Annotated in this window: 7 protein-coding genes and 1 pseudogene; 3 read left to right on the forward strand and 5 right to left on the reverse strand. The window is 63.8% G+C overall.

Annotated features, from left to right (window positions below; all coding sequences use genetic code 11):
* Together AB0L97_RS38455 and AB0L97_RS38460 are read left to right on the forward strand one after the other, a co-directional pair.
* A partial coding sequence (locus AB0L97_RS38455) for an IS3 family transposase (RefSeq protein WP_364439966.1) occupies positions 1-182 on the forward strand: 182 nt, incomplete at its 5' end.
* Between the two features lie 311 nt (positions 183-493).
* Entirely contained in the window at positions 494-1,066 is a 573-nt protein-coding gene (locus AB0L97_RS38460) for a hypothetical protein (RefSeq protein ID WP_364439968.1), read from the forward strand.
* Positions 1,067-1,112: 46 nt separating this feature from the next.
* On the opposite strand, the gene AB0L97_RS38465 is transcribed toward AB0L97_RS38460, so the two are convergent.
* The 3 genes from AB0L97_RS38465 to AB0L97_RS38475 form a co-directional block, all read right to left on the reverse strand.
* The gene (locus tag AB0L97_RS38465; protein ID WP_364439970.1) at positions 1,113-1,250 is read right to left on the reverse strand and encodes a hypothetical protein; all 138 of its coding nucleotides are present in this window, start codon (positions 1,248-1,250) and stop codon (positions 1,113-1,115) included.
* Between the two features lie 392 nt (positions 1,251-1,642).
* Complete coding sequence (locus tag AB0L97_RS38470; RefSeq protein ID WP_364439972.1) at positions 1,643-2,338, reverse strand: hypothetical protein; 696 nt, start codon at positions 2,336-2,338, stop codon at positions 1,643-1,645.
* Between the two features lie 144 nt (positions 2,339-2,482).
* Positions 2,483-2,860, reverse strand: coding sequence for a hypothetical protein (locus AB0L97_RS38475; RefSeq protein WP_364439974.1), 378 nt, complete (start codon positions 2,858-2,860; stop codon positions 2,483-2,485).
* Between the two features lie 323 nt (positions 2,861-3,183).
* Between AB0L97_RS38475 and AB0L97_RS38480 the strand changes: the two genes are divergently transcribed.
* On the forward strand, positions 3,184-3,561 hold the full coding sequence (locus AB0L97_RS38480) for a hypothetical protein (RefSeq protein WP_364439976.1): 378 nt from the start codon (positions 3,184-3,186) through the stop codon (positions 3,559-3,561).
* Between the two features lie 204 nt (positions 3,562-3,765).
* Here the strand turns inward: AB0L97_RS38480 and AB0L97_RS38485 are convergent, their stop codons facing one another.
* Together AB0L97_RS38485 and AB0L97_RS38490 are read right to left on the reverse strand one after the other, a co-directional pair.
* Complete coding sequence (locus AB0L97_RS38485; protein ID WP_364439978.1) at positions 3,766-3,888, reverse strand: IS3 family transposase; 123 nt, start codon at positions 3,886-3,888, stop codon at positions 3,766-3,768.
* Positions 3,889-3,906: 18 nt separating this feature from the next.
* Positions 3,907-4,163 (reverse strand): annotated as a pseudogene (locus tag AB0L97_RS38490) (hypothetical protein); the annotation flags it as partial.

A 4,163-nucleotide genomic window follows, 5' to 3' on the forward strand; every position in this document is an offset into this window, starting at 1 on the left:
CCACGTTGAAGACCGAGTTGGTTTATCGCCGGGCCTGGCGGACCCGGGACGAGGCCGAGAACGCCCTGTTCGCCTATATCGATGGCTGGTACAACAGCCAGCGCATTCAGAAGAAGCTGGGCTGGCGATCACCCGCCGAGTTCGAAGCCAGCTACCATCACCCGGTTCCGGCTGGAACCTGATAACCCCGCCCTCCAACAATGCGGGGGAACCTCACACGTAGTGATCATAGCTATGCAGGTTCGGGCCAGACGCCAACACCGCACCACCAGTGGAGGCCGGCGGTTCCCCACCGGGGAGTGACCCCATTGTTCGCCGTGGCAGACGAGCAACTGCTGCCATGACACGGCCTCCTCGATATCGGATGGACAAAATTGGGGGTGGGCGACAGTGGGCAAGTGCGCCGGGTTTCGCGCGCAGGGCAGTAGCCGCAGCGGGTAGCATCGAGCGCGGGAGAATCAGCAGGCGGGCCCGACATTTCAGGAGGCCGGCCATGCCCTCGCGTCGCCCACCGCGGTCCCCGCGTACCGCTCGATCCCCGGAAGTCGCCGCGCGACTGGAACGCTCACGCGCCCGCAGCAAACAACGCCGAGAACTGGCACGCCAGCGCGAGCGCGCCATCCACGAAGCGATCAAGCGTTACCTCGCCGGCTGGGCGGCGATCACCGCGTGTGAAACGGCCCGTGATCGCGACATCGCCGCGCTGCGCCAGCAGATCAGCGACCTCGAAGCACGCGCCGCGAGCGAGATCGCCCACTACCGCGCCGACCAAGCCGAGGCCGCTGCTGTCATCCGTGAGCGTGGTGGCTCCGAGGAGGACATCGCCGAACTGCTCGAGATCAGCCTGAAAGAAGTTCGGCAACTGCTCACCGCCGCGCGCACCCACCGCGACCCCGCCGCACCACAGCCACCATCACGGGCCGCCGCGGAGAGCGAACCGTCCCTGAGTGGCGACACCGCCGCCGCGTCGCTCCGTCCACACACACCACCGACCACCGGCACAGCCGCTCCCGGCCAGCCACCCGTGCCGCGGCATTCCGTAGACGGTGCTGAGGGAAGGGGGTGAGGTCGACCGGACAGGTGGGGGCAGCGAATCGCGGACGGGCGGCCGGCTAGGGCTGGTCGGCGGGCACCGCGTAGGTCAGATCGGTCGTCCACGGGTAGGTGCCGGGGCCGTCGCCGACGGCTTGCACCAACGCTTTGGTCGGGTCGCCGTCGACACCGAGTTCGACGATGCGGAACACACTCATCCCACCTGCGACCTGGTGGATCAGAGAACCTTCCTCGAATTGCACACGCCCGAGCCCAGCGAACCACACCAGCGGGTCGGTATTCGCTGGGAATACGCTGAGGGTGTGTCCGTGCCCGCGCCGATGCTCGCGACCGCCGGTCGGCCGCGCGATACCCCAGGACGGTGGGCGATCGAGATGAAATGGGCGGCATGCGAGCGGTGTGCCGCCTCGCTGGTGGGCGGGTGGAGTTGTACAGCTGCAACCGCAACAACGTCACTTCTCTGGGGGTACGCGGCCGAGAAAGAGTGCGTTCAAAGAGTTGTAGCAGCTCAGTGACTCGCCCCCAACGGTAACAGATCACGACACGTGTGGTGGAACGGAGTTGGCGGGCAAGCCAGCAAGGCCCGAGGTCAAGGTCCCGCTGGGGGCGAGGTTGGCGGCAGTATCGACACGGTCGTAGTGCCAGCATTCGGGGGCGTCATTTCGGCATCGAGCCCGTCGATGGTGACCTTGGTCAGCGTGCGGATGAACTTGATGCATGCCTTCGCGTCGGCCAGTCGCACCGTGGGGCCGGTTGTCTTGCTGGCCGATCTGTCTCGCACGGCTTGCAGAACGCTGACCTCGGGCATCTTTTCGTCACCGTGGGCGATCGCGTGTCGTACCTTCAGCCAGTCCCGTAGCTGCCCCTCTACATCATGGGGTTTGTAAGTGACGGCGCGGCTGCCAGCCGCGCCGTTTGGCCATGTCCAATACGGACGCGGGTTGAATCCGACTGCCTGCAATAGTTGGCGGGTGTTTTCGGCATTGGGTGTCGAGAACTTATCGAGTTCGCGTAGCACGAAACCTCGAAGTAGCTGTGCGACACCGTGGTTGGGATGCGAAGGGTTGGGCGTATGCTCGTCGAGTAGAAACCTGGTGATGTCTTGGACCACGGCTTGCCAGCTCGCGATGGCAATCACGATGACGGCCCGGTTGACCGAAATCTCCTCCCGGCGTCGCCCCTTGCCCTCTCCACCAGCACGTTGATGGACTCGGACGAGATTGTCGCAGTGCTCCATCGCGCGGTCGAAATTGAGGGTGACCGCAAGGTGCAACCTGATTCCCATCACGAGATAGTAGAACTATGCGATCGGGGGCGGGTTTCAATGTCGCCGTGGGCGGCATTTGATGTCGTCCCGACGCCGTTTCGGCGGAGGCGACCTGCGTTGCTGGCCTGACCTCGGCTGGCACGCGTGATGGTTTGACGGGAGTCAATCCGAGTGAGCGTTGTGGTCATCGAGGAATCCGAGCGCGTTGTCCCACCAGCTTTCGAGACGTTCTCCGTGTGAAAGAGCCACGATTACAGTGCCGGACGAAAGCCGCTCATCGGCAGTACCTTTCAGCGCGATCGCCTCGATGAACGCGATGTCACCGACGGCAGCGGGTGATCCGGTGCGGTCGTGCTCGAACCATCGCTGTAGGTCCTCGATCGGTGAGTAGTCGTCGGCCAAGAGTGAGCCCGCTGGCCGTACGATATCGAGAACGATCGCTACCTGGCATCCGACAACGATTACCGCTATGACGTCGAAACAGGTCTGCAACAGCTGCAACGCACCATCGATCGGCTCACCACCGTCGAAACCGAGCAAGCCCAGCGCAGCACGCGCCTTCGCGACGACGCCGCCGCCGCGGTGGGGGACAGGGTGGCCGGCGCATCAGCGGCGAAGACGGTGCCGCTGAGGGAAAATCGTGGCCGGACGCATGAACGATCTGATCATCAGGCCCTTGCGAATCGCCAGTGCCATCTCCCCGGATGTCGCGATCCGCCTGGCCGACGGGATCCGCGGACAGCGGTGGGCCTTGAGCTGGCTGCCCGGACGGGCCTGACCCGAAAACAAGCCTTCAGCGGCATGGTGCTCGACGAATCCTCACCGACCCAAACGAACTCGACAGCGCCATCATGATGCTGGTCATGGCCGAACTCGCCGCCGAGCTGTCGATGTCGCTGGAACAAGCCTGCTTCGGCTGTCCTACATCAAAAAGGACGACCACTACCCCCGATACCGGTGGAGCCGATGCGCACAGCAACCCGGACACCGCGGTATCGACACCAATTGCCGAGAATGCTGAAAACGGAATAGATCTGCCGAGTCACGATTCTCGCTGGCCGGACACCGAGGCTGCTGAGACGAGACGGTTCGATTTGGAGAAACCTAAGCGCGAAGGTATATTTGCTTCCGTCAAACTACCGAGCGATCGGTGGAAAGGCGCGAATACCCCCGAACGAGCCCCGGACCGACGCACCGGTCCGGGGCTCGATTGGTTAGCAAAACAGAAGCGCGATCCGTAGTCTAGGAACCCGTCGCTGCGGTCGGCCGGTGAAGTGGGCGCCTGCCAGCCTGCTGACCCGGGGACTGACAGCGGCCTATTACGCAGACGACATCCCCCGCGCCCTCTGAGCCACCGCTGGTCGCCCACGGCGCTGAGGACATATGAAGACCGGCCATGATGAAGATCGCAAACTGAACCGTCGAGTTGGGGACCGGCTTCGGTTTCAGACCCGCGCCGGTCGGCGTGGTGGTTGTTGAGCGCAGTAGGCGGCTTCGTACTCGGCCGGGGTCAGGTAGTCCAGCCGGGAATGCAGGCGGGCGTTGTTGTACCAGTCGCACCATTCCATGAGCGCGAACTCGACCTAGGTGACAGTCTTGAACGGGCCGTGCCGGTTGATCACCTCGGTCTTGAACAGGCCGATGATCGATTCTGCGAGCGCGTTGTCGTAGGCATCGCCGACCGAGCCGACCGATGCCGACAGACCATGCAGGGCAAGCGATTCGGTGAACTTCACCGATACGTATTGGCCGGATTCAACTGATCGTTGCAACACCTCGATCGTGGAGGTGTCGAGGTGGGAATTGGTCCGCAGCAGAAGCGGGTTCGTGAGTACCGGGGCCA

The sequence above is a fragment of the Nocardia sp. NPDC051911 genome (assembly GCF_040681035.1).
Classification (GTDB): domain Bacteria; phylum Actinomycetota; class Actinomycetes; order Mycobacteriales; family Mycobacteriaceae; genus Nocardia; species Nocardia sichangensis.

What these genes read in the sequence shown, in the direction of transcription:
- AB0L97_RS38460 (WP_364439968.1), top strand. Translation starts at nt 494, where the DNA reads ATGCCCTCGCGTCGCCCACCGCGGTCCCCGCGTACCGCTCGATCCCCG.
- AB0L97_RS38465 (WP_364439970.1), bottom strand. Translation starts at nt 1,250, where the DNA reads ATGAGTGTGTTCCGCATCGTCGAACTCGGTGTCGACGGCGACCCGACC.
- AB0L97_RS38470 (WP_364439972.1), bottom strand. Translation starts at nt 2,338, where the DNA reads ATGGGAATCAGGTTGCACCTTGCGGTCACCCTCAATTTCGACCGCGCG.
- AB0L97_RS38480 (WP_364439976.1), top strand. Translation starts at nt 3,184, where the DNA reads ATGGCCGAACTCGCCGCCGAGCTGTCGATGTCGCTGGAACAAGCCTGC.
- AB0L97_RS38485 (WP_364439978.1), bottom strand. Translation starts at nt 3,888, where the DNA reads ATGGAATGGTGCGACTGGTACAACAACGCCCGCCTGCATTCCCGGCTG.